This window comes from Oceanimonas baumannii (genome assembly GCF_002245495.1).
Taxonomy (GTDB): Bacteria; Pseudomonadota; Gammaproteobacteria; order Enterobacterales; family Aeromonadaceae; genus Oceanimonas; species Oceanimonas baumannii.
The window spans coordinates 40725-67189 of sequence record NZ_NQJF01000010.1 but is presented as its reverse complement, the minus strand read 5'-3'; the positions used below and the strand labels follow the sequence as shown (position 1 = coordinate 67189).

Sequence of the window (26465 nt, the reverse complement as noted above, 5' to 3'; positions counted from 1 at the left end):
AGGGGCGTTCCGGTAAATTTATTTATTCTTCTGCTTTATTGGTCGGTTCTGGTTTAAATAACTGTTTTTTTTATTTTTGGTAATGTAGTTGCCTGGTTTATTTTTGATATGGCTTTTAATTCAACTTTGATTTATTTCGGTCTCATTTGAATTTGTTGCTGCTGTGTTGATTCCTGATGATTTTTCCTTTTAATTGGAGCACTCAGGGGCCGGGATTACGCTGCCCGGTATGCCGATAATAACAGGGAAAATTCGTTACGGGAGAAAGGTACAATGAATGCCATATTCCTGATGTTGGTAGGACTGGGTGCTATGGCACTCGGCTATTTTGTGTATTCAAAATTTGTAGCTGAAAAAATATTCCGGCTGGATGCCGGGTTTCGCACACCGGCTCATGAGTTTGAGGATGGGGTGGACTATGTGCCCACCAACAAGTTTGTACTTTGGGGTCATCATTTTACCTCGGTAGCTGGGGCGGCACCCATTGTCGGGCCGGCCATTGCGGTTATCTGGGGTTGGGTACCGGCCTTTTTATGGGTGGTATTCGGCACCATTTTTTTTGCCGGCGTGCACGATGCCGGGGCTATCTGGGCCAGTAACCGTAATAAGGCCAGATCGGTTGGAGCCTTGACCGGCGATGTGGTTGGTAAGCGGGCCCGCAGTATTTTCATGATCGTGATCTTCCTGGTGCTGCTGATGGTAAATGCCGTGTTTGCCGTGGTTATCGCCGGCCTGCTCACCAAGTTCCAGAGCTCGGTGGTGCCGGTATGGGGTGCCATTGTGGTGGCCTTGATCATCGGCCAGCTGATTTACCGCAAAATGATCGGCCTGCTGATGGTGTCGGTGGTCGGGGTGATCGCCCTGTATGCCCTGATTTGGGTTGGCCCATCTGTACCGCTGGCATTGCCCGAGATGTTTATGGGTATGACCGACAAAGCCCAGTGGATTATTTTGCTGTTTGTCTATGCGGCCATTGCCTCGTTACTGCCGGTATGGATGTTGCTGCAACCCCGTGACTACATCAATGGTCTGCAGCTGTTTGTTGGTCTGGGTCTGCTCTATGGTGCCGTGCTGCTGTCAGCCCCGGATGTGGTGGCCCCGGCCTTTAACGATAACGTCCCCGAAGGCACACCTTCTTTGTTGCCCTTGCTGTTTGTCACCATTGCCTGCGGTGCCATCTCTGGCTTTCATGGTCTGGTATCGTCCGGCACAACCTCCAAGCAGCTCAATAAGGAAACCGATCTGCGTTTTGTGGGCTACTTCGGTGCCATTGGTGAAGGTTGCCTGGCGCTGGCTGCGATTATTGCCGCCACCGCCGGTTTTGCCACCCTGGCCGACTGGCAGGCCGTTTACAGCGGCTTTGGTCAGGGCGGTGTGGCCGCCTTTGTACAGGGTGGGGCCAATATTCTGAGTAATGGCCTCGGCTTTGAGATCGAGCTGTCTCAGACCATCCTCACCGTGATGGCGGTGCTGTTTGCCGGCACCACTATGGATACCGGTCTGCGGCTGCAGCGCTATATCTTTCAGGAGTGGGGTGTTATCTACAAGATTAACTGGATGCAGAAGGCGGCTCCGGCCACCCTGCTGGCGGTGGGATCCTGTTTGCTGCTGGCCTTTGGCTCCGGCGGCGACGGCTCTGGCGGTCTGTTGATCTGGCCGTTGTTCGGCACCACCAATCAGCTGCTGGCAGGACTGACCTTGCTAGTGATCACCGTGATGCTGGCACGCTTGGGGCGGCCCATGTTTGTCACCCTGATCCCGCTGCTGTTCCTGCTGGTGATGACGGTGCTGGCCTTGCTTATTCAGCTCAAGGGTTTTTACGAACAGGAAAACTGGTTCCTGTTTGCACTGGATCTGGTAGTGCTGGGAGCCGCTATTCTGGTGGCGCTAGAGTGCGGTGCCACGCTGAACCGGTTGCGCAGTGGCAAGGCTGAGCAGGCCGGAAGCCAGCCGTGAAAATCAAGCGGGTGCTGGCCTGGATAAGCCGGGCCAACCGGTATGCAGAAGAGGTGTACAACGCGCCGTACCGGGCGGCGATAGCCCGGGCCCGACGTGAGGAAGACGATCTCTTTATGCTGCTGGTGTTTTCGGAAATGATGGGAGTGCCGAACCCGGCCTCCTATTACACTCTGGAACTGCAGCCCCTGCTGCTGGAGCGGTTTCACGACTGGCACCAGCGCATGGGCATGGAGCACTCGCCGCTGGATCACTTTCGCTGCTGCTGATTGAGTTGTTTTCTGGTTGGGCAAAGGTTGGAAAAAGGGCCGATGCCACCGGGACGCCGTGACGAAGTTAAAAAGTTTGCTCGAACATTGAGTATGTTCGCAGCGAACTTTTTAATGAGTGGCGCTCATCGAAGCGTGCCGAAGAAGGTAATCCTGCTGTCGCTTCGCATATCGGGGCCGGCTTTGATGCCGGCCTCACTGTTTGGAGATATTGAATGTTACTGACCGACAAGCGGGTGTTGCTGGTGGGCGGCAAGGGCGGTGTGGGTAAAACCACGGTATCGTCGTCGCTGGCGCTGCTGGCGGCACGCCGGGGCAAGCGATGCCTGCTGGTATCGACTGATCCCGCTCACAGCCTGGCCGATGCCTTTGGCCGGGACATTGGTGATGTCATTACCCGGCTGGCTCCCAATCTCGATGGACTGGAGCTGGATCCGGATCATGAGGTGGAACAGCATCTGGCCCGGGTGCTGGCTCAGCTCAAGCGCTTTACCCGCCCCGAAATGTACGGTGAGGTAGAGCGGCAGATGCGCCTGACCCGCCAGTCGCCGGGGGCGCAGGAGGCAGCGTTGCTGGAACGAATAGCGAAGGTAATGGAAGAAGGCCTGCAGACTTATGATCTGGTGATCTTCGACACCGCCCCCACCGGCCACACGTTGCGCCTGCTCAGTCTGCCCGAGGCCATGGCGGCCTGGACCCAGGGCATGCTCAAAAGTAATCAGCGTTCGGAGAAGCTGGGCGAGGTGCTGAATCACCTGACTCCGGGTAAGGACGTAGACAGCCCCTTTGGCGACCCCCGAGCCCATGAAACCGCCGGCCTGGACGAGCGCACTAAATCCATTACCGAAACCCTGCTGGCACGCCAGCGGCTGTTTCAACGTACCCGCCGGCTGCTTACCGACGCTGGTCAGACTGCGCTGCTTTTTGTACTCACGCCCGAGAAGCTGCCGATACTGGAAACCGGGCGGGCGGTAACGGCGCTGCAGGAAGAAAAGCTGCCACTGGCCGGGCTGGTGGTGAACCGGATATTACCCGAAGAAGCCGATGGTACCTTTTTGGCCCGGCGGCGGGAGCTGGAAAAAACGCATCTGGCCGACATCGCCCGGGTGTTTACCGGTCTGCAGCGTTATCCGCTGTACTTGCAGCCGACGGATATTCAAGGGCTGGCTGGCCTGGATGACATGGCGACCCGGCTGGAGCAGGCCGGGCTGTAAGTGCCGCTGGAATCCATTTACAGCCCGTTTTGGCATTGGGTAGAATTTGCCAGAGGGTTTTCTTTTTTAAAACGGAGCAATATGACAACGGCGAAGCAGGTCGGCGACGACGCCAACGATGTGGGCACCCGCCTCAAGGCGGTGCGCCTGATGCGCAATATTTCCCAGCGGGAGCTGGCCAAACGCACTGGTGTGACCCATTCCAGCCTGTCGCTGATTGAGCAGGGCAAGGTCAGCCCGTCGGTCAGTTCGCTGAAGAAAATCCTCGACGGCATTCCAATGACGGTCGGTGAGTTTTTTACTCTGGATCTGCAAAACACCGATCAGATTTTTTTCAGCCCGGATGAACTGCAGGATGTAGGCAGCGGCAACCTGTCGCTGAAACTGGTAGGGTACAATCGCAAGAACCGGGCCATGTCCTTTATTGTGGAAACCTATCCACCCGGTGTGGACACCGGCCACGATATGATGGCCTATCACGGCGAGGAAGCCGGGGTGGTGATTGAAGGGGAAATAGAAATCACCATCGGTGCTCAGTGCCGGCTGCTCAAGGCCGGTGACAGCTACTATTTTTCTACCACTCAGCCGCACCGCTTTCGTAACAACAGCGATCAGCCCTGCCGCATCGTCAGTTGTTCTACTCCCGCCAAGCATTTCTGAATGAAGCAAGGGCACTGTGACGGTGCCCTTGCCGGAAGTATCCGGGGTTTTATCGTTCACCTGATACGGGGACGGGAAGCCGGCCTTTGCCGGGCAGGGGCCCCTGATAAAGCACCAGGGCAACCCCCAGCAAAAAGGCGCTGCACGACACCCATTGGGCCGGCGATAACTGCTCGCCATAGATCAGGTAGCCGCTGGCGAGGGCGAATACCGACACCAGCAGGGTCAGCGGGGCCATGCGGCTCATGGGATATTTGAGCAGCATGCGGTTCCATACCCAGTAGCCGAACAGCGTGGTGGGATAGGCCTGGAATAGCACCGAGAGCCAGGCTCCGGCGTGCCACTGCCGGTAGGTCAGTTCGAACACCCCGGGCCCGTTGAACAGCAGGCTGAGCCCGATCAGCGGCAGCGGTGCGAACAGCATGCCCCAGATATTGAAGGCAAAGGGGGAACGAGTGCCGGAGCGACGGACGATAACCCCGGCCAGGGGCCAGCAGATGGCGGAAACCAGAATGAACATCACCCCGGCGGGCGTGACGTTGCCGTTGGTATAAATGATGGCCACCAGCACCCCGATGAGGGCGATGCCGATGCCGACTCCCATGCGTCGGCTGATGGTTTCCCGATACAGCAACACCCCCACCAATACGGTAGTAAGCACGTCTATCTGCAGCAGCACCGAGGCCATGCCCGATGACAGGCCAAAGGTGATGGCGCAGGAGGCCATACCCCAGATACCGGTGCCGAACACCAATCCGTAGCTCATCAGGTGACGCCAGGGAACGGCGGGCCGGCGAATGAAAAAAATGATGGGAAAAGTGGCGAACAGAAAGCGGGCTGCCGCGATCAGCAGCGGATCCAGCTCGCTGACGCCGAGTTTGATCATGGAAAAATTAATGCCCCAGATTGCCATGACCAGGACGACAAGCCCGAGATCCTTTGGATTCATGTCTTATGCTCCGAGTGAAGTAACAGGATCCTGAGTGTCCCTTGCCGGGTAAAATCGGTACAGATACAATTTTTTAAAACTTAACGGGTACAGAAGGTATGTTGTGAGCAAATACCGGCAACTGGCGGAAAAATTCATCACTGATATCCGGGCCGGGCGGCTGGTGCCGGGCGACCGACTGTTATCACTGCGCCAGTTTGCCCGTCAGCACGGGGTCAGCATGTCCACTGCGGTCAGCTGTTATGCGGAGCTGGAATCCCTCGGCTGGCTGGTGGCGCGCCCCAAGGCGGGCTTTTTTGTGGCGGCAGGGCGACCCACAGCGCCAACACCAGAATGGCCTCCTTTCACCAGCCGGGTGGTCACACCTGAGGCCGGCCGGGTCAGGACACCAGGGCAGGGCGGTGGTGCACTGGGCACGGCGCGGCTGGATCTGGACGAAGTAGCCCGCAATGGTCTGGAACGCAGTTTCCGGCGTGCTCTGACGCGTGCCGGCGGCCGGCTCGGGGAATATCCGCCGGCCTCGGGCGAACCGGCCCTGCGTATGGCACTGGCCAGTCATTTCAGCCAGGCAGGGTTTGCGCTGGGGGCCGACGAGCTGCTGATCACCCACGGTTGCATGGCCGCGGTACAGGCGGCCCTGGAGGTCTGCACCCGTCCCGGCGATGCGGTGGCGATAAGCTCTCCTTGCTATAACGGCTTGCTTGAATTGCTGGCGCAGATGTCGCGGCGCATCGTGGAAATTCCGTCCCGGCCCGACGGCATCGATCTGGATCAGCTGGAGCAGCACCTGGTCCGGGGCACGGTGCAGGCAGCATTGTTCTGCACCAGCCATATGAATCCTCAAGGGCTTACCTTGTCGGTGGCTCAGAAACAGCGGTTGGCACAACTGGCCGGCCGGTACCGGACGCCGGTGATCGAAGACGATGTTTATCTGGAGCTTGCCCACGGCGACAGTATGCCGCTGCCGGCGGCCTGGTACGACGATAATGGCTATGTGATCTGGTGCGGCTCCGTGTCCAAGACGCTTTCTCCCGGCTACCGTCTGGGTTGGTGCCGTCCGGGGCGCTATGGTACTGCGCTTGCTTCCCGGATGTTTGGTGTACCGACCCTGATGCAACTGGCCTTTACCGACTTTATCGAGACCGGTGCCTATGTCCGGCATTTGCGACGAACCCGCAGCCGGCTGACCCGGCAAAAACAGCTGTATCTGGATTACCTGACCCGCCATTTGCCGGCAGGCAGCCGGGTGGCTCAGCCCGATGGTGGCCTGGTACTGTGGCTACAGGTGCCCGGATTGGCTGCCGAGGCACTCGGGCGGGCGGCGGGACAGTCCGGGCTGGATATTCGTACCGGTGAGCTCTTTACTGCCTCGGAACGCTACCGGGATTGTCTGCGCATCAACATGGGTTTTATGTTCGGTGAGCAGGTACAGCATGAGCTGGATGCCCTGATTGGCCTGATTAATCGTTATTGTGACTAAGTGCTGCCTCTTTATCTGAAACGCGGCCCGGGGCACAACGTCTTCAACCTGTTTCACCCATTGCTTATGTTTCTTACCTGTATTTAATTTGTTTCTTAATGGTTAATTCGCAATGTGAGCCTGCTCACACTGAATGTCCCTTCAGGGACATTCGGTCACTTTCCGCGTCCCTTTATGATGAGGCGTCAATGGAGCGACGAGGAAAAGGTGATGGAAAAGATACTGACTCCCGGTGTGGAAAAACTGCCCATCGGCTGGATAAAACTGTTGGTGCTGAGTGGCCTGTTGCTGCTGGCAGTATCATTGGGTACGGGCAACGGCGAAGGCGAATTCGGATTCTTCGCCCTGGTGCCGACTCTGGTGGTACTGGGGCTGGCGCTGCTGACCCGACGCACTCTGGAACCGCTGCTGGCCGGTGCCCTGACCGGCTTTGCGCTGATTGAGCCGGAACGTACCCTGCACAATTTTGTTGCCAGTACCCTGGAGGTGATGCAGGGGCCCATCATGGGCTGGCTGATCCTGGTGTGCGGACTGCTCGGCAGCCTGATAGCGTTGCTGCAGTTTTCCGGAGCCACTCTGGCGTTCAGCGATGCACTGGGTAAATACGTCAAACGGCGCTCTCATGCGCTGGTGGCCAGCTGGTTGCTGGGCATTGCCATTTTTATCGATGATTACCTCAACGCTCTGACCGTCAGTACCGCCATGCGTAAGCTGTCGGACAAGCTGAAAATATCCCGGGATATGCTGGCCTACGTAGTGGATTCCACCTCGGCACCGGTGTGTCTGCTGATCCCCTTTTCCACCTGGGTGATTTATCTCGCCGGGCTGATTGAAGTCAACGGCCTGGTGCCGGAAGGAGAAGGTTTCAATTATTACCTGAGTCTGTTGCCTTACCTGGTATACCCCTGGGTGGCACTGCTGATGGTGCCGCTGGTGGCATTTGGGGTGATCCCCTTGTTGGGTAGCATGAAACAGGCCGAGCGGGATTGTCTTGAAGGCAACAGCCTGCCGGTGGAGCAGGATGAGCCGGGCCATCGTCAGCCGCCACGACTGGTCAACTTCATGTTGCCGGTGCTGACCTTGCTGCTGGCAACCTGGTATTTCGATATTGATGCCTTGATGGGCGTCGGTTGTGCTCTGGTGGTGTCGCTGGTGTTGTACCGGCTGCAAGGGCTGGCCAGCCTGCCCCGGCTATTTGATGAAATTATCCAGGGAATGGCTTCGATGTTGCTGCCTCTGGGCATTGTGTTTGCGGCCTTTGTGCTGCAGGCGGTGAACGAGAAACTGGGGCTGGCACCTTATCTGATTGACGCTATCACTCCCTACATGAACGCCCGTTGGCTGCCGGCGCTCAGCTTTCTGGTGCTGGCCGGACTGACCTTTGCCACCGGCTCCTTCTGGGGCGTCTATGCCATCGCTTTTCCCATTATGGTCCCCCTGGCTCAGGCTCTGGACGCCAATATGGCACTGACCCTGGGCGCGCTGGTGTCGGCCGGTGCCTTTGGCAGCCATGCCTGCTTTTTTGGGGATTCTACCGTGATTTCTGCCCGGGGATGCGGCATCAGCCCGATGCAACATGCCCTTAGCCAACTGCCTTATACCCTGATTGCAGCTGCCGTCACGACCCTGGTGTTGTGGCTGCTGGCCTGATATTGAACAAGGAGAGCAATAATGAAACGAACCGGATTCGCCTTTCACGAACACTGCCTGTGGCACGATGCCGGCCCCTGCTCGGTGTTTGACCGGCCGGGGGGGTTTGTGCAGCCTGCCGCCGCCGCTGAACATCCGGAAACCAAGCGTCGGCTGCGCAACCTGCTGGCGGTCAGCGGCCTGCTGGAGCAGCTGACACCGGTGCAGGCGGAGCCGGCAACACGGGAAGATCTGCTGCGCTTTCATACCGAGCGTTATATCGATGAGCTCAGCGCCATGAGCGAACAGGGCTTCGGTGATGCCGGCCAGTACGCACCTTTTCGTCAGGATGCCTTTCCGATTGCCTGCCGTTCGGCCGGCCTGGCCATGGCCACCGTAGCGGCGGTGCTCAACGGTGAAGTCGACAACGGCTATTGCCTGTCGCGTCCGCCTGGCCATCATGCCGAAGCGGACAGGGGGATGGGGTTTTGCCTTCTCGGTAATATTCCTATTGCCATTCGGGCGGCCCAGGCTCAAGGTCTGGTGCGCCGGGTCGCAGTGATCGACTGGGATGTGCACCATGGTAATGGCACTCAGCAGGCGTTCTATCAGGATGCTGAGGTGCTGACCATCTCTCTGCATCACGACAACAACTATCCGGTAGGGTCGGGGAGTGCGGAGGAGCGGGGCAGTGGTGCCGGACTGGGTTATAACCTCAATATACCGCTGCTGGCGGGATCCGGTATTGGTGCCTATCTGGCGGCCATGGATCAGCTGGTGATCCCGGCGCTGGATCGTTTTCGGCCGGAGTTGATCGTGGTGGCTTGTGGCTTTGATGCCAGTGCCATGGATCCGCTGGGATGCATGCTGCTCAATGCCGATGCGTTTGGTCAGCTGACCAAGAAGGTGATGGCTGCCGCCGACCGCCTGTGTCAGGGCCGGCTGGTCATGATTCATGAAGGGGGTTATTCGGAAGGCTATGTGCCCTTCTGTGGTCACCGGGTGATTGAAACCCTGAGTCAAACGGAAATTTATGTGCCCGATCCTGCTGGTGGTGACATCGCCCGTTGGGGGCAGCAGGAGTTGCAGCCCCATCAGGCAGCGCTGCTTGAAAGTCTGCAGCCATTACTGAAGGATATTCGCTAGCTGTGGCATGGCCCTGACGCGGTGAAAAACTGGTCAGGGTTATGTTTAAGTGTTACATTTTATTCACCGTTTAACAGGTCGGTGGATCACGGTCTCAATGCAAAAGGATATTGCGCCAAATTCTCTTGAACCCCTTGCAACGCTGCTTTCATCTGTAGACTGTAAGGATTTCTTACCACAATTACAGGCTTGCCTGGAAAGTTATTTCCCGCGTATCGATCTGGTTCTATGCCAGTTTCACCGTCACCGACGTCCCGATGTTTTGTTACATAATTTAAACCATCGGCAGGAGGCTGCGACCCTGCACCCTTATTGCGCTGGTATGTATCAGCTCGACCCTTTCTACCAGCACTGGCTGAACCGGCCGGCGGCCGGTGTGTTTCGTCTGGATGACATTGCTCCGTCGGAGTTCCGGCGTACCGAGTATTTTCTGACTTATTACACCGGGCTGGGGTTACATGATGAGCTCATGTGTTTTTTCTCATCCAATACGGAAGCCACTCTGGCTTTTTCATTGGGTTTTTACCAGCCACCGCAGCACTCTGATGGTCGCCTGTTGAGCGACAGGATCACCTACCTGTTTCCGCTGTTGCAGGCATTGCTGCAAAAACATCACTGGCAGTCATCGTCTACTGTAACAGGAGCAGGGTCGGTGTCCGGGGAGTTTCTTGATGAGCGCCTGAGCGAGCGTGAACATCAGGTGGTCAGGCTGTTTTTGCAGGGACACAGTGCTGTGGCCATTGCCGATCAGCTGTGCATCAGCCCCGGCACGGTGAAAAATCATCGCAAGAATATTTACGGCAAACTCGCCATCAACAGTCAGGCAGAGCTGTTTCAGCTGTTTCTGTGTCAGCTGGGTGTGGAGTAAAAACACAAAGGGCGCCGAAAGGCGCCCTTGTAGTCTGCTGACAATCTTCGTTTTTCTCTGTCGTCACTCCCGGCAAAGGAACGTCATCCCCGGCGAAGGCGGGGACGGGAGTCCAGTGCAATATGTCGGGGACCCCCGCTTTCGCGGGGGGACAAGAAAAACGCGGGGGCGACGGTGGTTAAGTTGCTGTGATGCTCGGCCTGCTGGTGCTTCACATGACGCTCAGCCCGCCCCGAACTCTATCCAGGTGGTTTTCAGCTGGCTGTATTCGGCCAGGGAATGCAATGACTTGTCACGACCGTTGCCGGATTGTTTGTAGCCGCCAAAGGGTACTGTCATGTCGCCGCCGGCATAGTTGTTGACGAATACCTGACCTGACTCCAGTCGCCGTGCCGTGAGCAGCGCCTTGTCGAGGCTCTGGGTCCAGACCGCTGCTGCCAGACCGTAGGGGGAGTCGTTGGCGATGGCGACTGCCTCGTCGGTGTTGTCAAAGCCGATCACCGCCAGCACCGGGCCGAACACTTCTTCCCGTGCCAGAGCCATGCCGTTGTCTACGTTATCAAATACGGTGGGGGCAAAGTACAGACCGTCATCGACATGTACCGGCTTGCCGCCGGTGCGCAGACGTGCGCCCTGCTCGTGTGCCGCTGCCACATGGCCGGCAATACCGTCGAGCTGGGTGGCATCAACGATGGCGCCCATGGTGGTGGCCGGATCCAGTGGATTACCGGGTTGCCAGGCGGTGGCATGGTGCACAATGCGTTCCACCAGCTCGTCCTTGATTGAGTTTTCTACCAGCAGCCGGGAGCCTGCTATGCACACCTCACCCTGGTTGTAGAAAATGGCCTGGGCTGCCTGTTGCGCCACCAGATCCAGGTTGCCGGCATCGGCAAATACGATATTGGCGCTCTTGCCACCGCACTCCATAAAGGTGCGCTTCATGTTGGACTCGCCCGCATACTGGGTCAGCAGCTTGCCCACGCCGGTGGATCCGGTAAAGGCCAGGGCGTTGACGTCCATGTGCAGAGCCAGGGCTTTGCCCACGCTATGACCGTAGCCGGGCAGCACCTGCAGTACGCCGGCAGGCAGGCCGGCATCATCCGCCAGAGCTGCCAGCCGCAGGGCGCTCAGGGGGGATTTTTCCGAAGGCTTCAAAATAACGGTATTGCCGGCGGCCAGTGCCGGGGCAATTTTCCAGCAGGCCATCATCAGTGGAAAGTTCCAGGGTACGATGGCGGCTACTACCCCTAGCGGTTCCCGGGTCACCAGTCCCAGACTGCCGGCGGCGGTAGGGGCGATTTCACCATATACCTTGTCGATGGCCTCGGCGTTCCAGCGCAGGCAGCGTACCGCCGCGGGCAGGTCCACTTCCAGACTGTTGGCAATGGGCTTGCCCATGTCCAGGGTTTCCAGTAGTGCCAGTTCCTCGGCGTGCTGCTCTACCAGATTGGCAAATTGCAGCAATCGCTGTTTGCGCTCCGCCGGGGCCAGCCCGGCCCAGTGGGGCAGGGCGGTGCGTGCGTGGGCCACCGCCAGGTTGGCGTCCTGCTCATCGCAACTGGCCACTTCGGCCAGTTGCTGTCCGGTGGCCGGATTGTGGCTGGCAAAGCGTTCGCCGGCAATGGCATCGCAGTAGCGGCCGTTGATAAAGGCGCGGCCTTCGGGCCGCAGTCCTTGACTTAAGGCTTGCCAGTGGGCAAGAGAGTGTTGCGTCATGTTTGCCTCCTCAGCTCATGATGCCCAGCTGGCGGGCGGTGGCGTCCAGGCTTTCGCGGGCCAGACGGACCAGATCGTCGATCTCGGGCTTGGTGATCACCAGGGGCGGAGACACCACCATGGTTTCGCCCACGGAACGCATTACGATACCGGTGTTAAAGCAGTTGTCCCGGCAGCGGCCGCCGATGCCCGGCTCAAAACGTGCCAGGGTACTCTTGTCGGCCACCAGCTCCAGAGCGCCCAGTAATCCCAGGCTGCGTGCCTCGCCCACCAGCGGGTGATCCGCCAGGCTGGCCCAGCGCTCGGCAAAATAGGGTGCGGCTACCTCGCGCACGTGCTCCAGTACACCGCCTTCTTCCATCAGCTCCAGGTTGCGCAGTGCCACGGCGGCACAGGCAGGGTGACCGGAGTAGGTAAAGCCGTGGTAGAACTCGCCGCCTTGCTCGATCAAGGTCTCGGCCACCCGATCACCTACCAGCACGCCACCGATAGGCAGGTAGCCGGAAGACAGCCCCTTGGCGATGGGCATAAGATCGGGCTTGATGTTGAAATGCTGACTGCCGAACCACTGGCCCAGCCGGCCAAAGCCGCAGATGACCTCGTCGGCGATCAGCAGAATGCCGTAGTGATCGCAAATACGCTGAATTTCGGGCCAGTAGCTCTCGGGCGGAATGATCACGCCGCCGGCACCCTGCACCGGCTCGGCGATAAAGGCCGCTACCCGGTCTACGCCCAGCTCCTTGATTTTCTGCTCCAGGGACTGAGCTGCCAGCACGCCGAACTCTGTCGGGCTCATTTCCCGGCCTTCGCCGAACCAGTAGGGCTGAGCGATGTGCTCGACGTCAGCCAGCATGGGGCCACCCTGTTCGTGCATGGGAGCCATGCCGCCCAGGCTGGCGCCGGCCACGGTGGAGCCGTGGTAGCCGTTACGCCGGCCGATGATCACGGTTTTTTCCGGTTGGCCCTTGAGCTGCCAGTAGCGACGTACCATGCGTACGACCGTGTCGTTAGACTCGGAGCCGGAGCCGGTAAAGAACACATGATTAATGTGCTCCGGGGCCAGCTCGGTGAGTTTTTTGGCCAGCTTGATTGCCGGCGGATGGGCGGTTTTGAAAAAGTTGTTGTAGTAGGGCAGCTCTGTCATCTGGGCGGCGGCGGCATCTACCAGTTCCTGGCGGCCATAACCCAGGTTAACACACCACAGGCCGGCCATGGCGTCGAGAATACGGTTCCCTTCTGAATCCACAATATAGATGCCCTCGGCACCGGTAATGATGCGGCTGTTGCAGCCCAGATCCTTGGTGTCGGTAAAGGGATGCAGATGATGACGGCCGTCTTGTTCGCGCAGGTCTTGGGTATTGTACTGATGCATGATGGTGTCCTTTTCGTTCATGTTGTTCAGGCGTTGACGCGCTGACGATAGTGCGCGCAGGCTTCGCCAAAGGCGGTAAAAATGGCGGCATAGAGCGGATGTTCATCGGTGCGCCACTCCGGATGCCACTGCACGCCCAGGGCAAAAGGCAAGGTGGGATCACTGATGGCTTCCACCAGTCCGTCCGGTGCCAGGGCCTCGGCCAGCAGGCCGTCGCCGAGGCGATCGATACCCTGTTGGTGTAATGAATTCACCTCGAAATTCAGCTCACCGGTGAGCCGGTACAGCAGGCCGTCCGGATTCAGGTTGAGGGAATGGGCCGGCTCATAGTGGCCATTGACACCAGGAGTGTCCGGCTCGCGGTGATCCATCAGTCCGGGAAGTTCCTGCAGCGGCTGGCGCAGGCTGCCGCCCCAGGCCACGTTCATTTCCTGCAGACCGCGGCAGATCCCCAGCAGCGGCAGTTGCAGCCGGCGGGCGGCGCGGATCAGCGACAGTGCGGATCCGTCCCGATCGGGATCCAGCCGGCATTCGGCAGGATCCCGATCCGCAGCATAGTGGCGTGGATCAACGTTGCTGTAACTGCCGGTCAGGCAAAGTCCATCGAGCCGGCTGAGGATCCCTTCATTCAGACCCTCGGCCAGGGCCGGCAACAGCACTACTTCTACCTGCGCTGAGTGGCGCAGGGCGTCCACGTATTTGTTGACCACCATGTGGCACTGATGCCCTTCAATTTGTCGCTGACAGGCGGTAACGCCGATCAGAGGCTTGTGCATTATTCTTTCCATTGTTGCACCTGCTTAAACCAGTTGGTTTATATATTCAACGGCTCTCGCCGTCGGCTTGATGGGATTATGGAAGCATGCTAATGAGGTAAAATCCAGCTAAAAAGCGTGTTATTTCGGTGTTTAGGTTTAAATAGTGTGATGTGGTTAACTATTTTTTACAACTATTTAACCTTTTTTGTTGCTGGGTGATTGCCTTGTTTTGTTCATTATCCTATAACAAATGGAATTATTGATGGTTATTAAAACGCAACATGGAGGTCACCATGAGTGACAGGGGCATGCAAGAAGCCCGGGAGTTTCTGGAACGAAACCCGGATATTAATTCCATCGATCTGATGATCGGTGACATCAACGGGGTGATCCGCGGTAAGCGCATTCCTCGTGACAGCCTGCTCAAGGCCTATGAGGAAGGGGTTTGCCTGCCGGCTTCGCTGTTTGCCCTCGACATCAATGGCAACACGATTGAAGAAACCGGGCTGGGCCTGGATCAGGGCGAAGGTGACCGGCTGTGCTTTCCGGTGCCTGGAACCCTGAGCCGGGTGCCCTGGCAGGACAGACCCTGTGCCCAGTTATTAATGAGCATGTATGAAAATGATCATAATCCCTTTGTGTACGATCCTCGCCATGTGCTGCAGAGGGTTCTGGATCGTTTTTCCACGTTGGGACTGACGCCGGTGGTGGCGGTGGAAACCGAGTTTTACGTGATCGATCGGGAGCGGGACGAAGAACACCAGCTGCAGCCACCGGTATCGCCGGTGAGCGGTAAACGGGATCGTCAGTGCCAAGTATATTCATTGTCGGATCTTGATGATTATTGCGACTTCCTTGAAAGCATTCAGCAAGCGGCGCTGACCCAGAATCTGCCGGTGGACACCGCTATTGCCGAGTGTGCTCCGGGCCAGTTCGAGATCAACCTCAAGCACAGACCCGATGCCATGCAGGCCTGCGATGAAGCGGTGTTGCTCAAGCGGCTGATCAAGGGCGTGGCGGCGCGCCACAGCATGGAAGCCACCTTTATGGCCAAGCCCTACAACCAGGAGGCGGGCAGCGGTACTCATATTCATGTAAGCCTGGTGGATAACGACGGCAATAACCTTTTCTGCGGTAACAACGAGCAGGCTCTGGGCAGTGAGCTATTGCAACAGGCGGTGGCCGGGGTGCTGGCGCTGATGCCCGAGTCGATGGTGGTGTTTGCACCCAATGCCAACAGCTACCGCCGTTTTCAGCCCGGCTATTATGTGCCCATGAGCCAGACCTGGGGTGCCGACAACCGCACTGTGGCGGTACGCGTGCCTGGTGGCAATCCCGCAGCCCGTCGTTTGGAGCACCGTGTGGCCGGTGCTGATGCCAACCCCTACCTGCTGGTAGCCAGCATTCTGGCTGGCATTCATTATGGCCTGACTCATCAGCTGCAAGCGCCCGAGCCCGCCACCGGCAACGCCTATGCCAGCCATCCTCCCAGTCTGCCCAACAGCTGGATCCAGGCTCTGGATCAGTGGCAGCGCAATGAGATCCTGCCGGAATATCTGGGCCAGGAGTTCTGCCGCGTGTACCACGCCAACCGTTACGGCGAACGACAACTGTTTATGCGCCATGTCAGCTCTCAGGAGTATGACTGGTATCTGCGTTCGGTCTGACAGGAGACAACCCATGGAAGGATGTAACTTTCGACGCTGGCTGATGCCGCTGCTGGCCCTGATCCTGCTGTTGCCCGGGCTGGCCCGGGCCAGTGGTCTCACCCTGGAGGCGCCCCCCCTGGTGCTGAAGGGGATTCCCTTTGAGGTAACAGTGAGCGGTGTCAGCGACCAGCCTTTATGGCTGGTACAGGGAGAAGAGCGGCTGCCGGTCATGCTGAATGACGGAGAGGCTATCATTGAGCTGGTGACCGGAGCCGACAGCCTGGCGCTCAGCCTGCAGGATGAAGCCGGCACCGTACTGGCCGAGGCCGGCAGCCCGGCTATTGCTGCCTGGTTGTCGGTGGTGCCGGCGATGTTGGCCATTGTGTTGGCGCTGGCGTTCCGGCAGGTGATTCTGGCACTGTTCGTTGCCATTTGTTGTGGTGGCTGGCTGGGATATGGCCTAGCCGGCGACAAGCTGCTTAACAGTGTGCTCGACTCGGTGAATGTACACGTGCTGGCTGCCGCCAGCGATTCCGAGCATATGTCGGTGGTGCTGTTCTGTCTGTTGATCGGCGGTATGGTGGGCATTATCTCCCGCAATGGTGGCACCGTCGGTATTGCCCGGCACATTACCCGTTTTGTGCGTGGCCGGCGCAGTGCACAGACCACTACCGGTCTGCTGGGTACTGCCATCTTCTTTGATGACTACGCCAATGCCCTGATTGTGGGCAATACCATGCGCAACATCACCGACCGGCTGCGGATCTCCCGGGAAAAACTGGCCTACCTGGTGGACTCCACCGCCGCTCCGGTATCTGCCATTTTGCTGGTGACCACCTGGATTGGTTTCCAGGTGGGATTGATTGACGAGGCGCTCCGGCTGGTGGACGGATTTGAGGGATCTGCCTACGGCGTGTTTATGGCTTCGATCAGCTACAGTTTTTATCCCATTCTGGCGCTGGTGTTTGTGTTTATGATCAGCCTTTCCGGCCGTGACTTTGGTCCCATGCTCAAGGCTGAGCAAAGAGCAGTGAGGCAGCAACTGGAAGCGGACGACGAACTCACCGACCGGGAAGCCATTGCCGAGGAAGCCAGCATTGACGCCAAGCCGGGTATTCCCCACCGGGCCCTGAACGCCATTATTCCGATGACGGTACTGGTGTTCACCACGCTTGGGGGAATCTGGTATACCGGGATGAGCGAGCTGGGTTTTCCTGACGAGGCCGGCCTGCGTGATGTGTTCGGTAACAGTGATTCCTTTACCGCCATGATGTGGGGCTCTCTGCTCAGTACTCTGGTTGCTCTGGTGATGACCCGTATTCAGGGGCTGCTGAGCATGGATGAGGCTGCGCACTACTGGTTTGAAGGGGTGAAGTCGATGCTGCTGCCCATCACTATCCTGATGATGGCCTGGGCGTTGTCGTCGGTGAATGAGACGCTGAATACCAGCGACTACCTGGTGAGCGTGCTCAGTGACAGCTTGCAGCCGGAGCTGATCCCGGTCAGTGTGTTTATGCTGTCGGCCTTTACTGCCTTTGCGACCGGCTCTTCCTGGGGGGTGATGGGTATCATGATGCCACTGGTGGTACCGCTGGCCTGGGCGGTGCTGCAGCATCACGGGCTGGCCGGGGACCCGCAAGCCATGCATCTGTTCTATGCCTCGGTGGCGGCGGTGCTGGCGGGGGCGGTATGGGGAGATCATTGCTCTCCGCTGGCTGAAACCACGCTGCTGGCGGCCATGGCGTCGGGTTGCGGTCTGGTAGAGCATGTGCGTACCCAGCTGCCTTATGCGCTGTTTGTGGGTGTGATCGCCACTCTGTTTGGCGTTGTGCCCGTGGCCTACGGCATGCCCTGGTGGCTGGGCATTGTTATCTGCTCTCTGGCCATGGCTGCCGGCCTGCGGTTGCTGGGCAAGCGTGCCGATGCGGAGGAAAGCGAGGCCGGTACTGCCGTGAGTGCCGAAACCGCGGCTTCATAATCACAGGCCGGTCTTCACTAGCCTTAAGCCGGGAGTGCGACATTTCGCCGCACTCCCGGCGTTTTTGTCTGTGCTACCATGACGCTTTGTTTGCGTTTTGTTTTGTTGCCATGACCAAACCTCTCTCAGCTACCCTGCCGCTGCTCGATCTGGACAGAGTATTGCGCTTCAGCCTGTATAGCCGCTGGGCATTTTCGGCCGTGCTTGGTAGCAGCCTGCTGGTGTTTTACTCAATGCAACTGGCCCTGCCCTTGCTGCCTCTGGCGGCGGTGGCGGCGAGCATGGCCGGCGTGAACCTGTGGCTGAGCCGTAACTGGCGTAACGGCCGGCCAGCGCAGTGGCTGCTGGCTCTCGGCCTGCTGCTGGATATACTGGCGCTGGCCATTGTACTGGGGCTGACCGGCGGTGCCAGTAACCCGCTGGCGGTGCTGTTTTTGCTGCCGCTGGTGATGGCGGCGCTGGTGTGTCCGCCACGCTTTTCATGGTGGCTGACGGCCCAGGCCACCGGGCTGTATTTAATGCTGTTCTTCTGGTACTTACCCCTGCCGGCGGAGCAACATACCGGCCATGGTGATCATGAAGCACTGTTTAACATGCATCTGGTGGGGATGTGGCTGACCTTTGCGCTGTCGGCGGGGCTGATTACCGCCTGTGTGTCGCGCCTGGTGCGCATACTGGGGGAGCGGGAGCGCCGGCTGAACCAGGCCTACCAGAGGCAGGATACCGACGAGCGCTTGCTAGTACTGGCGATGGAGGCGGCGAGCCTGACTCACCAGTTGTCCACTCCTCTTAACAATCTGTTTTTGCTTAACGAAGAGCTGCGCGAAACCTCCAATCTGCCGGATGAAGTGCAGGAAGATTTGCAACTGGCCCATGCACAACTGAAGCAGTGCGCCGAGATCCTGAGCAGGCTCAAGCACCAGAGCCAGGCAGAACAGGAGCCGGTATGGCTGTATCGTGCCCTTGGTGAGCGCCTGGCGCAGTGGCAGAACCTGAGACCGGAAGTCCGGGTTGAGTGGCAGCGTCCGGCCGCTTCGCAAGACCGGGAAGTGCGGCTTAGCCCGCTGTTCTGGCCAGCGCTGTTTAATATACTTAATAATGCCGCCGATGCCGGAGAGGGACGAATAGATCTGCACACCCGGCTGCACCGCAACGGTGACTGGGAGTTGGGGGTGCACAACCGCAGCGGCGTGCTGAGTGAGGCCCAGCTGCGCCGGGCCGGGCTGGATCAGTTTGACTCGGTCAAACCCGCAGGTCTGGGCCTGGGTGTCTGGTTGTCGCACGCCACCCTGTCGCGGCTGAATGGTCGGCTGGAGCTCAGTAATCACGCCGAGGGCGGCGTTTATGCTCGTATTTTACTGCCACTGGAATTCATCTCATGATGACCGATTTTTTGCTGGTAGATGATAACGATACCTTTGCCCGTCTGCTGTGCCGGGGGTTTAAACGCCGGGGTCTTAGTTTGGAATGGGCGCAGACCGGCGCTGCGGCCCTGGCGTTGCCGGCTCGTTATCAGGGTATTTTGCTGGATCTGAACCTGGATGGGGAAAGTGGCCTGCAATTGTTGCCGGAGCTGGTTTTAGCTCAGCCTCAGGCGCGTATTGTGGTGCTCACCGGCTATGCCAGCATCAGCACCGCCATTGCCGCCATCAAGTTGGGAGCGGTGCAGTATTTGCCCAAACCGGCAGAAATCGACGCTATCCTTGCTGCCTTTGAGGAAGATGATGCCGAGCAGGCGGCCAGCATCAATATTGAAGAGGAGTCTCCTTCTCTTAAACGCCATCAGTGGGAATATGTACAGTTTGTGCTGCAGCAGCATGACGGCAATATTTCGGCCACCGCCAGGGCCCTGGGTATGCACAGACGCTCTCTGCAGCGCATGCTGCAAAAACATGCGGTGAGTCGCTGACAACTGCGACAATGTGCCGCATGGTGAGTGTGGCTTATTTTTTTTAGTATGAGCGGGACTCGTCTTTCACTGCCCGTGAAAAGAATTCCGGCGGTGCCAATCGGTACCGCATTTTTTTATCTTAAGGAGTGAAAACATGAACATAATCCGTAGCACGCTCGCTTCCCTGTTGTTGCTGAGCACCACCGGCGCCATGGCCCATGACTATAAGCAGGGCGGGTTGCATATCGATCATCCATGGAGCCGTCCGGCCCCGCCGATGGCTTCGAACGGCAGTGCTTATCTGGTGATCAACAATAATGGCAAGGGCGGTGATGTATTGCTCGGTGCCGAGAGCCCGGTGGCTGAACGGGTAGAGATCCACACGCATATCATGGACGGCGACATGATGAAAATGCGCCAGCTCAAAAACCTGCCGGTGCCGGCAGGTGAGACGGTGACGCTGGCACCGGGTGGTCATCATCTGATGCTGATGGGCCTGAAGCAGGTTCCGAAAGAAGGTGAACGTTTTCCCCTGACCCTGCATTTTGAACAGGCAGGCCAGGTGAAAGTGGAAATTTCAGTGGATGCGAATGATTCCCAAAAGATGGAAAAGGCTTCCGACGCAGGCCATCATCACCACTAACCGCCAAAAAGAACCTGTCTTAAGGGCAACATTTTCCATCGTTGCCCTGTGCTTCTGCCGGGGTTGGCACACACTGTGCCATTTGTGCCTGTAACCAGCGGGTGAACCTTTGTTCGAGTTCTGCCGGTGCCTTGTCCTGGTGCAACAACACGTAGTCATGACCGGATGGTACGAACCCAAAAGGAGCAATCAGGTTTCCCCGTTTCAGATCATCCATGATCAGCGGGTAGGGGCCCAGTGCCGCGCCCAAACCGTCTACCGCTGCCTGGATGCAGAAATAAAAATGCGCAAACGTTTGTTGCGGGTTCTGCATGAGTGATAGCAGTGGATGGCCTGAGAGCCACTGCTCCCACGCCCTGGGTCTGGTTTGGCTGTGGAGTAATTTAATCGAGCCAGTATTGGCTTGAACTTGCTGCCAGTATTCCGGAGAAACCACGGGGCCGACCCACTCTTCAACCAGAGAGAGCTTCGGGTAGTTGTGTAACTGCTCAAAGTCATCTCTCCGGATGGCCATTGACAGGCCTGTTGCTCCCAGGGTGACGGGGCCGCCAGCCGTTGATAAACGGATATCTGCGTCGCAACCCTCATTGAAGCCTGACAGGCGCGGCATTAACCACCTCATGGTGAGCGTCGGCTCACAGGACACCTCCAGGCACTGATGCTTTTGTTGGAGCAGTTTGCTGACACCGCTTTCCAGTGTCTGAAATGCCTGTTCGGTATAGGTTTTAAGCAGTTCCCCTTCCCTGGTCAGAAAAACATGCCGGCCCCGTTTGTAGAACAGAGGCTGGGACAGATAATGCTCCAGCACTTTGATCTGTTTGCTCACTGCACCGTGAGTAATGTTGAGTTTGTCCGCCGCCTCGCTGTAGGTGGCAGAAGAGGCGGCCACATGGAAAATGTGAAAGGACCTGAGATGTCTCATATGTGATTATTTCTCACAGATGGGGGAATTTATTTCGATTATAGGCAGCGTTAGTGAAGCCTACAATCACCCTTATTCACCACATAAAATCAAATCAGAGGTAGATATGGAGCTTGCTGGTCTTGCCTTGCTGGGCATGCTGATCGTTATCAGTCCGGGCGCAGACTTTGTTCTGGTATTAAAAAACAGCCTTAACCGGGGAAGGCTGGCCGGTGTTTGGAGTGCTGTCGGGATCAGCCTTGCCATCACTGTTCATATTGCTTATTCGATGCTGGGGATAAGTTACCTTATTTCACAGAATGAATGGCTGTTCAATCTTGTCCGTTATGCGGGGGCCCTGTACTTAATTTATTTGGGATTGAAGGGGATTTTCGGGGCACAACGCCAGAGCGGAGGAGAACCGGAAACAACGGAAAACGGCGACGGCTGGCGGTTCCTGGTTCAGGGCTTTCTGTGCAACTTACTGAATCCCAAAACCATGTTGTTTTTCCTCAGTGTCTTTAGCCAGGTTCTGTCACCGGAGGCAGAAAGCCAGCACATGGCGCTCTTTTATGGCGTGTACATGGTTGTGCTGCATGGGATTTGGTTTTCTATGGTGGCGGTGCTATTTACTGCTCCTGGTCTGAAAACCGTGTTACTCGGAATGAAACACCGGCTGAATCAGGCCTGCGGTGCAGGTCTGGTCATTTTTGGGGCCATGCTGGGACTGAAATCCTAACCGGCAGTCAATATCGCCCGCCAGATGTTGGAGCAGGACATCTGGCGGCTCATTCATACGTGTTAACCCAGCAATTCCCGGTGTACGACCTTGATGCAGCGGTTTTCCACATATTCCAGCTCGGCCTCGACGGCGGCTTCTGCCGCCGCGGCACAGCTAATGCCTTCCTGCAGCCACAGGCACTGTGCCTGATGCTCTATAGCTTCGCTGGCGATGTCGGCAGCATATTCCCCCCCGACGGAACACGTTCACCAGCTGGACCGGGTGATCCAGATCTTCCAGGCCGGCCACGCAGGTTTCTCCCAGGATCATGGCTCCGGCCAGCTGAGGGTTAACCGGAAAAACCCGGTATCCTTGCTGTTTCAGATATTCCATCACCTGATAGCTGGCCCGTTCGGGACGGTTCGAGGCTCCGACGACGGCAATATTCCGGGTATTGGCAAGAATCGTTTTCAGGCGTTGCTGTTCAGACACTTCCATGATGACTTCCTGCTGGTTTAAAAAAGCCTGTTATACCAGCTTGCCTGCCCGATAATCCATCATCGCCTGCTCTATTTCCGCTTGTGTGTTCATGACAAAGGGACCGTATTGCACCACAGGTTCATGCAGTGGCCGCCCGGCCAGTAATAATACCCGGCCACCGTGGCTGTCGGCCGTCAGCATCAGGCGGTCACCCGGGCTGAGCAGAGCGCTTTGTCCTTTGGGTAACGTCTGCTTATCGACCTTTATATCGCCCTCAAAGGCATAGAGCAGGGCGTTGAGTTCCTGTACCACAGGCAAGCTCAGTTGCGCCCCGGAAGACAGGTGAATATCGACAATCAGAGGCTGGGTATGATTGCTGTGGATCGGACCCTGCCAGGTATTGCCACCCAGGGTCAGGTTACCGGCCAGCAGCACCAGTTCGCCGTTTTCCTCAAGGGGAATGCGCGGCAGCTTGGCGGCGGGAATATCCCGGTAACAGGCCGGTTGCATTTTGAGTGCTGCCGGCAGGTTGAGCCAGATCTGAACGCCCTGCATGCGGCCGGCCTCCTGCTGGGGCATCTCCGAGTGGATGACGCCCCGTCCGGCTGTCATCCACTGTACGTCGCCGGGGCGCAGGTGGCCCTCGTTGCCCATATGATCCCGGTGCATCATGTGGCCGTCGAGCATGTAGGTTATGGTTTCAAAGCCCCGGTGCGGATGGTCGGGAAAACCGGCAATGTAATCGTCAGCCTTATCCGAAGCGAAGTGATCCATCATCAGGAAAGGATCCATGCGTTGTTCCGGGCGCTGGCCGAGGACGCGGCGCAGGCGTACGCCGGCACCATCCTGAGTGTCCAGAGCCGGGTAGATGTCGGTAATGGTTCTCAATGTCATGATATCGCTCCTTACAAAAACCGTTCGGCCCGGTCGTGGGCCTGCCACCAGTCCTGCTGCGGTCCGATGGAAATAATACCGTGAGGATTGATGGTATCGTGGCTGCGGAAGTAATGATGGCGGATGTGCGCCATGTTCAGGGTGTCGGCCACGCCGGGTTGCTGGTAAAGATCCCGTAAAAAGCCATAAAGGTTTGGATAATCACTGATCCGCTGGCGATCGCATTTGAAATGAGTGTGATATACCGCATCAAAGCGGACCAGGGTGGTCCACAGCCGGATGTCCGCTTCGGTCAGCCGGCTGCCCAGCAGCCAGCGCTGCCGGCCCAGCCGTTGCTCCAGCTCGTCCAGGGTTGCAAACAGTGGCCGAATGGCCTCGTCATAGGAGGCCTGGGAGGTGGCAAAGCCGGCCTTATATACGCCGTTATTGACATGCTGGTAAATGTGCCGGTTCAGGGTGTCGATGTCTTTCCTGCTCCCGGCCGGGTAGTAATCACCGGCAGTCGCACCTGCGCCGTTAAAGGCGCTGTTGAGCATGCGCACAATGTCTGCCGACTCGTTGCTGACGATAGTCTGGCGCTGTGTGTCCCACAATACCGGCACCGTGACCCGGCCCGAGTAATGTGCGTCGGCCTGGGTGTAGAGCTGGTGCAGGAAGTTGTGCCCGTACAGGCGATCGCCGGTGGCTCCCTCGAAATCGGTAGCAAAGGTCCAGCCGTGCTCTTTCATCAGCGGATGCACCACCGACACCGTGATCATGTTTTCCAGGCCTTTCAGCCGGCGCAGGATCAGAGCGCGGTGGGCCCAGGGACAGGCCAGGGACACATAAAGATGATAACGGCCCGGTTCGGCGGCAAAGCCACCCTGACCGGTGGGGCCGGGGCTGCCGTCTGCGGTGAGCCAGTTTCTGAACTTGCTTTCACTGCGCTGAAAGCGCCCTTCATGCTTGCCGGTGTCGTACCAGACGTCGTGCCAGATGCCCTCGATCAGCTTGCCCATAAGCAGCCCTTCTGTGTGTTTCGGATATATCAATCATTATGGGCAAACCGAGCGGTGGGACACAGCGGAGAAATTCGTCCGACTGTTTCAAATATTATGATGTCTTCCAGCCTCCGGTCCTATCCCGCTTGGCGGTAGCGGTTGAAATGGCATTCCAGCACCCGGAAGCCGGTCAACACCAGCAGGGTCAGCACCAGATAGATGGCGCCGGCAGCCATAAACAGCTCAATGGGGGTATAAGTTCGGGCGATCACCGTGCGTGTGACACCGGTCAGATCCATCAGGGTAATGGTGCTGGCCAGGGCACTGCCCTTGAGCATCAGAATGATTTCATTGCCATAGGCGGGCAGCATGGTGCCGAAAGCCCGAGGCAGCAGGACGCGCCTGAGCATGAGTGACGGTGGCATGCCCAGTACCTTGCACGCTTCTATTTCACCGGCCGGAATGGATTGCAGGGCGCCTCTCAGAATTTCTCCGGTATAGGCGGCGGTATTGAGACTGAAGGCCAGCACGGCACAAAAATAGGGCTGGGCAAACAGAGCCCATAGCGGGCTGTCGCGCAAGGGTTCAAACTGGGAAGCACCGTAGTAAATGAGGAAAATCTGCACCAGCAGTGGCGTGCCCCGAAAGAAAAAGATATAGGCTTTGGCCGGACGCTGCAGCCAGCTGTGTGCAGACAGACGACACAGTGCCAGCGGCAGCGCGAGCAGAGCACCAATGAGACAGGACAGTGCGACCAGCTCGAGGGTGACCCAGACGCCTTTCAGCAGCCGGGGCCAGTATTCCAGAATGACACTCCAGTCCATTACAGACCTCCGTTAAATCCTTTGCGGCTGCGTTGTTCCAGCCTGGCCAGCAACTGCATGGTTATCCAGGTCAGCAGCAGATACATCAGGGTGGCGGTGAAATAGAAGGTGAAAGGCTCCCGGGTATAGGTGACGGCAAGAGAAGCCTTGCGCATCAGCTCCTCCAGGCCAATGACCGAAACCAGGGCGGTATCCTTGAGCAGTACCAGAAAAAGGTTGCCCAGCCCGGGCAGAGCGGTACGCCAGAGCTGGGGCAGGGTGATGCGCCAGAAGCAGCGCAGCCGGCCCATGCCCAGAACCCTGGCGGCCTCATACTGACCGGAGGGAATGGCGAGAAACGCCCCCCGGAACACTTCTGCGGCATAGCCACCAAAGGCCAGTGCCAGAGCCAGGACGCCCGCAATGAAGGGGCCCACTTCAATGTATTGCTGGTAGCCGAACCAGTTGCCGGCCAGCTGAACCAGCTGGGAGGCGCCGAAGTAGATCAGCAGAACCCCCAGCAGCTCGGGAACGCCACGGATGACGTTGGTATACAGCCTGGCCAGCCCGGCCAGCAGGCGACTGGATGACAGACGTGCACAGGCCATGGTCAGGCCGATGCCCAGCCCCAGTACCAGCGCGCAGAATGCCAGTTTTATGGTCATGAGAGTCCCCAGCATCAGCTGGGGCCAGAAACCGTGGAGTTCCCACCACATGACTTCCTCCTTACTCGATGGCTTGAGATGATGCGAGAATCAGTAGATGGAAAAGGGAAAGTATTTTTCGTTGATGCTCTGGTAGGTTCCATCCTGCAGAATGGCCGACAGTGCCTGATTTAACCGGTTCCTGAGCGGATCTCCCTTGCGGACTGCTATGCCGATGATATCTTCCCTGGCAAAGGACCCTCCCTTGAACTCGAACTGCTGGCCGTTGCCGGTTTGCAACCATTGATGGGTAGGCAGCTCGTCGGACAGGAACAATTCCAGCCGTCCCGACTGCATGTCCAGGTACACGTTTTCCTGGTTGTCATAGAGCTTGATCTGCACCACGTCGGCGAGGTGATCTTCCAGATACTGGCTGGCGATAGTGGCACGCTGGGCGCCAACGACCTTGCCTTTCAGCGCCTCGGGAGAGACATCGACCTCGGCACCGCGTGGGCCCACAAAGCGCAATCCGCCGGAGTAATACCTGTCGGTAAAGTCCACCTGGCGCAGGCGCTCTTCGGTAATGGACATGCTGGAGACGATGGCATCAAACTTGCGGGTACGCAGTCCGGGGATCATGCCATCCCAGTCATTGACCACAATGTCGCATTCCGTCTGCATTCGCGAGCAGAGCGCACGAGCGATATCGACATCAAAGCCGCTTACCGCGCCCTGTTCGTCGACATAGTTGAAGGGAGGCCAGGCGCCTTCGGTGGCGATGCGGATCTGTTCGCCAGCCCAGGCTGGAGCATGGCACAGGGTGCCGAGCAGTAGTACCAGTGATGTTTTCTTCATGTTGTAAAT

Annotated in this window: 26 protein-coding genes; 14 read left to right on the top strand and 12 right to left on the bottom strand. The window is 57.9% G+C overall.

Annotation, left to right across the window (positions count from 1 at the left end; translation table 11 throughout):
- Positions 1-273: 273 nt before the first annotated feature.
- The 4 genes from B6S09_RS12690 (at position 274) to B6S09_RS12675 (ending at position 4099) form a co-directional block, all read left to right on the top strand.
- The gene (locus tag B6S09_RS12690; protein ID WP_094278867.1) at positions 274-1956 is read left to right on the top strand and encodes a carbon starvation CstA family protein; all 1683 of its coding nucleotides are present in this window, start codon (positions 274-276) and stop codon (positions 1954-1956) included.
- Positions 1953-2225: a cory-CC-star protein gene (locus tag B6S09_RS12685; RefSeq protein WP_094278866.1), complete on the top strand. Its 273-nt coding sequence runs from the start codon at positions 1953-1955 to the stop codon at positions 2223-2225. The genes B6S09_RS12690 and B6S09_RS12685 overlap by 4 nt, the downstream gene beginning before the upstream one ends.
- Before the next feature lie 215 nt (positions 2226-2440).
- Positions 2441-3439 carry an ArsA family ATPase gene (locus B6S09_RS12680; RefSeq protein WP_094278865.1) on the top strand — a complete coding sequence of 333 codons (999 nt, stop codon included), beginning with the start codon at positions 2441-2443 and terminating at the stop codon, positions 3437-3439.
- 81 nt (positions 3440-3520) lie between these two features.
- Positions 3521-4099: a cupin domain-containing protein gene (locus tag B6S09_RS12675; protein ID WP_094278975.1), complete on the top strand. Its 579-nt coding sequence runs from the start codon at positions 3521-3523 to the stop codon at positions 4097-4099.
- Between the two features lie 49 nt (positions 4100-4148).
- On the opposite strand, the gene B6S09_RS12670 is transcribed toward B6S09_RS12675, so the two are convergent.
- Positions 4149-5048: an EamA family transporter gene (locus B6S09_RS12670; RefSeq protein WP_094278864.1), complete on the bottom strand. Its 900-nt coding sequence runs from the start codon at positions 5046-5048 to the stop codon at positions 4149-4151.
- 103 nt (positions 5049-5151) lie between these two features.
- Between B6S09_RS12670 and B6S09_RS12665 the strand changes: the two genes are divergently transcribed.
- The 4 genes from B6S09_RS12665 to B6S09_RS12650 all read left to right on the top strand — a co-directional run bounded on the left by B6S09_RS12665 (position 5152) and on the right by B6S09_RS12650 (position 10171).
- Complete coding sequence (locus B6S09_RS12665) at positions 5152-6528, top strand: aminotransferase-like domain-containing protein (protein WP_094278863.1); 1377 nt, start codon at positions 5152-5154, stop codon at positions 6526-6528.
- A 210-nt stretch (positions 6529-6738) separates the two neighbouring features.
- A complete protein-coding gene (locus B6S09_RS12660) occupies positions 6739-8178 on the top strand; it encodes a Na+/H+ antiporter NhaC family protein (RefSeq protein WP_094278862.1) in 1440 nt (479 codons plus the stop codon).
- Between the two features lie 21 nt (positions 8179-8199).
- A complete protein-coding gene (locus B6S09_RS12655) occupies positions 8200-9303 on the top strand; it encodes a class II histone deacetylase (protein WP_094278861.1) in 1104 nt (367 codons plus the stop codon).
- Between the two features lie 322 nt (positions 9304-9625).
- Positions 9626-10171: a response regulator transcription factor gene (locus B6S09_RS12650; RefSeq protein ID WP_243832841.1), complete on the top strand. Its 546-nt coding sequence runs from the start codon at positions 9626-9628 to the stop codon at positions 10169-10171.
- Positions 10172-10393: 222 nt separating this feature from the next.
- On the opposite strand, the gene B6S09_RS12645 is transcribed toward B6S09_RS12650, so the two are convergent.
- From B6S09_RS12645 to B6S09_RS12635, 3 genes are read right to left on the bottom strand one after another with little or no spacing between them, the layout of a single operon-like run.
- Positions 10394-11887 carry an aldehyde dehydrogenase gene (locus tag B6S09_RS12645; protein ID WP_094278859.1) on the bottom strand — a complete coding sequence of 498 codons (1494 nt, stop codon included), beginning with the start codon at positions 11885-11887 and terminating at the stop codon, positions 10394-10396.
- Positions 11888-11897: 10 nt separating this feature from the next.
- A complete protein-coding gene (locus B6S09_RS12640; RefSeq protein WP_166670321.1) occupies positions 11898-13259 on the bottom strand; it encodes an aspartate aminotransferase family protein in 1362 nt (453 codons plus the stop codon).
- Between the two features lie 26 nt (positions 13260-13285).
- The gene (locus B6S09_RS12635; RefSeq protein WP_094278857.1) at positions 13286-14035 is read right to left on the bottom strand and encodes a gamma-glutamyl-gamma-aminobutyrate hydrolase family protein; all 750 of its coding nucleotides are present in this window, start codon (positions 14033-14035) and stop codon (positions 13286-13288) included.
- Between the two features lie 275 nt (positions 14036-14310).
- Between B6S09_RS12635 and B6S09_RS12630 the strand changes: the two genes are divergently transcribed.
- The 5 genes from B6S09_RS12630 to B6S09_RS12610 all read left to right on the top strand — a co-directional run bounded on the left by B6S09_RS12630 (position 14311) and on the right by B6S09_RS12610 (position 20178).
- Positions 14311-15684 carry a glutamine synthetase family protein gene (locus B6S09_RS12630; RefSeq protein ID WP_094278856.1) on the top strand — a complete coding sequence of 458 codons (1374 nt, stop codon included), beginning with the start codon at positions 14311-14313 and terminating at the stop codon, positions 15682-15684.
- Between the two features lie 13 nt (positions 15685-15697).
- Complete coding sequence (locus tag B6S09_RS12625) at positions 15698-17644, top strand: Na+/H+ antiporter NhaC family protein (RefSeq protein ID WP_094278855.1); 1947 nt, start codon at positions 15698-15700, stop codon at positions 17642-17644.
- A gap of 110 nt (positions 17645-17754) precedes the next feature.
- The gene (locus B6S09_RS12620; protein ID WP_094278854.1) at positions 17755-19026 is read left to right on the top strand and encodes a histidine kinase dimerization/phospho-acceptor domain-containing protein; all 1272 of its coding nucleotides are present in this window, start codon (positions 17755-17757) and stop codon (positions 19024-19026) included.
- The gene (locus tag B6S09_RS12615; RefSeq protein ID WP_094278853.1) at positions 19023-19553 is read left to right on the top strand and encodes a response regulator transcription factor; all 531 of its coding nucleotides are present in this window, start codon (positions 19023-19025) and stop codon (positions 19551-19553) included. The genes B6S09_RS12620 and B6S09_RS12615 overlap by 4 nt, the downstream gene beginning before the upstream one ends.
- Before the next feature lie 136 nt (positions 19554-19689).
- Positions 19690-20178: a copper chaperone PCu(A)C gene (locus B6S09_RS12610; protein ID WP_094278852.1), complete on the top strand. Its 489-nt coding sequence runs from the start codon at positions 19690-19692 to the stop codon at positions 20176-20178.
- Positions 20179-20197: 19 nt separating this feature from the next.
- Here the strand turns inward: B6S09_RS12610 and B6S09_RS12605 are convergent, their stop codons facing one another.
- The gene (locus B6S09_RS12605; protein ID WP_094278851.1) at positions 20198-21100 is read right to left on the bottom strand and encodes a LysR family transcriptional regulator; all 903 of its coding nucleotides are present in this window, start codon (positions 21098-21100) and stop codon (positions 20198-20200) included.
- A gap of 106 nt (positions 21101-21206) precedes the next feature.
- Between B6S09_RS12605 and B6S09_RS12600 the strand changes: the two genes are divergently transcribed.
- Positions 21207-21818: a LysE family translocator gene (locus B6S09_RS12600; protein ID WP_094278974.1), complete on the top strand. Its 612-nt coding sequence runs from the start codon at positions 21207-21209 to the stop codon at positions 21816-21818.
- 62 nt (positions 21819-21880) lie between these two features.
- Here B6S09_RS12600 and B6S09_RS18740 read toward each other — a convergent pair whose 3' ends face one another.
- The 7 genes from B6S09_RS18740 to B6S09_RS12570 all read right to left on the bottom strand — a co-directional run bounded on the left by B6S09_RS18740 (position 21881) and on the right by B6S09_RS12570 (position 26456).
- Positions 21881-21991, bottom strand: a complete 111-nt coding sequence (locus B6S09_RS18740; RefSeq protein ID WP_279586673.1) for a hypothetical protein — start codon at positions 21989-21991, stop codon at positions 21881-21883.
- Positions 21975-22298 (bottom strand): CoA-binding protein, encoded by a 324-nt coding sequence (locus tag B6S09_RS18735; RefSeq protein WP_279586672.1) that lies wholly within the window; start codon positions 22296-22298, stop codon positions 21975-21977. The genes B6S09_RS18740 and B6S09_RS18735 overlap by 17 nt, the downstream gene beginning before the upstream one ends.
- Before the next feature lie 30 nt (positions 22299-22328).
- Positions 22329-23174 carry a pirin family protein gene (locus B6S09_RS12590; protein ID WP_094278850.1) on the bottom strand — a complete coding sequence of 282 codons (846 nt, stop codon included), beginning with the start codon at positions 23172-23174 and terminating at the stop codon, positions 22329-22331.
- A gap of 11 nt (positions 23175-23185) precedes the next feature.
- On the bottom strand, positions 23186-24172 hold the full coding sequence (locus B6S09_RS12585) for a glutathione S-transferase family protein (protein WP_094278849.1): 987 nt from the start codon (positions 24170-24172) through the stop codon (positions 23186-23188).
- Positions 24173-24291: 119 nt separating this feature from the next.
- Positions 24292-24978, bottom strand: a complete 687-nt coding sequence (locus B6S09_RS12580) for an ABC transporter permease (protein WP_094278848.1) — start codon at positions 24976-24978, stop codon at positions 24292-24294.
- Positions 24978-25673 (bottom strand): ABC transporter permease, encoded by a 696-nt coding sequence (locus B6S09_RS12575; RefSeq protein WP_094278847.1) that lies wholly within the window; start codon positions 25671-25673, stop codon positions 24978-24980. Before B6S09_RS12575 ends, B6S09_RS12580 begins: the two co-directional genes overlap by 1 nt.
- Positions 25674-25712: 39 nt before the next feature.
- Complete coding sequence (locus tag B6S09_RS12570) at positions 25713-26456, bottom strand: transporter substrate-binding domain-containing protein (RefSeq protein ID WP_094278846.1); 744 nt, start codon at positions 26454-26456, stop codon at positions 25713-25715.
- Between the last annotated feature and the right edge of the window lie 9 nt (positions 26457-26465).